The sequence below is a fragment of the Exiguobacterium sp. s83 genome, from assembly GCF_018617095.1.
In the GTDB taxonomy this organism is placed as follows: Bacteria; Bacillota; Bacilli; order Exiguobacteriales; family Exiguobacteriaceae; genus Exiguobacterium; species Exiguobacterium profundum.
On record NZ_JACSJP010000014.1, the window covers coordinates 1 to 899 of the forward strand.

The 899-nt window shown below is 49.2% G+C and carries 8 tRNA genes and 1 rRNA gene; all 9 read right to left on the minus strand.

The window, feature by feature from the left end:
- Window position 1 precedes the first annotated feature (1 nt).
- A tRNA-Leu gene (locus tag KNO73_RS14815) sits at window positions 2–89 on the minus strand.
- A gap of 9 nt (window positions 90–98) precedes the next feature.
- Window positions 99–173: transfer RNA gene (locus tag KNO73_RS14820), tRNA-Gly, on the minus strand.
- A 15-nt stretch (window positions 174–188) separates the two neighbouring features.
- Window positions 189–269 (minus strand) — tRNA-Leu (locus tag KNO73_RS14825).
- Between the two features lie 37 nt (window positions 270–306).
- Window positions 307–382, minus strand: a tRNA-Lys gene (locus KNO73_RS14830).
- Between the two features lie 12 nt (window positions 383–394).
- A tRNA-His gene (locus tag KNO73_RS14835) sits at window positions 395–470 on the minus strand.
- A gap of 10 nt (window positions 471–480) precedes the next feature.
- A tRNA-Thr gene (locus KNO73_RS14840) sits at window positions 481–556 on the minus strand.
- A gap of 8 nt (window positions 557–564) precedes the next feature.
- Window positions 565–640: transfer RNA gene (locus KNO73_RS14845), tRNA-Phe, on the minus strand.
- Window positions 641–659: 19 nt separating this feature from the next.
- Window positions 660–735: transfer RNA gene (locus tag KNO73_RS14850), tRNA-Asp, on the minus strand.
- 75 nt (window positions 736–810) lie between these two features.
- Window positions 811–899, minus strand: a 5S ribosomal RNA gene (gene rrf / locus KNO73_RS14855); the annotation flags it as partial.

Below are 899 nucleotides of genomic sequence, written 5' to 3' on the forward strand. Positions count from 1 at the left end.
ATGGTGCGGTCGAGAGGACTTGAACCTCCACGGTGTTAACCACCACTAGGCCCTCAACCTAGCGCGTCTACCGATTCCGCCACGACCGCGTATTAAGATGGAGCGGAAGACGGGATTCGAACCCGCGACCCCGACCTTGGCAAGGTCGTATTCTACCACTGAACTACTTCCGCATAAGTATTTAGAGATGCGGGTGAAGGGACTCGAACCCCCACGTCAAAGACACTAGATCCTAAGTCTAGCGCGTCTACCAATTCCGCCACACCCGCATGTGAAATTACGTATTGAATAAAAAATAATGAGAAATGGTGAGCCATGCAGGGCTCGAACCTGCGACCCTCTGATTAAAAGTCAGATGCTCTACCAACTGAGCTAATGGCTCATTAAATTTTAATGGGGCGGCTGAAGGGAATTGAACCCTCGAATGCCGGAATCACAATCCGGTGCGTTAACCACTTCGCCACAACCGCCATGAAAAAATGGTGCCGGCGAAAGGATTCGAACCCTCGACCCTCTGATTACAAGTCAGATGCTCTACCAACTGAGCTACACCGGCGTGTTATATGGTGGCTTTGGACGGAATCGAACCGCCGACACAAGGATTTTCAGTCCTTTGCTCTACCAACTGAGCTACAAAGCCATACGTATTAAATTAAAAATGGCGGTCTCGACGGGATTCGAACCCGCGATCTTCTGCGTGACAGGCAGACATGTTAACCCCTACACCACGAGACCGTTTTAAGTCATATCGACTTTACCTATTTTAAAGGTCATTCTATGTAAAGTCAATAACTTTTTTAAAAAAATAAAGCCTGGCAACGTCCTATCCTCACAGGGGGAGATCCCCCAACTACTTTCGGCGCTGAGACGCTTAACTTCCGTGTTCGGCATGGGAACGG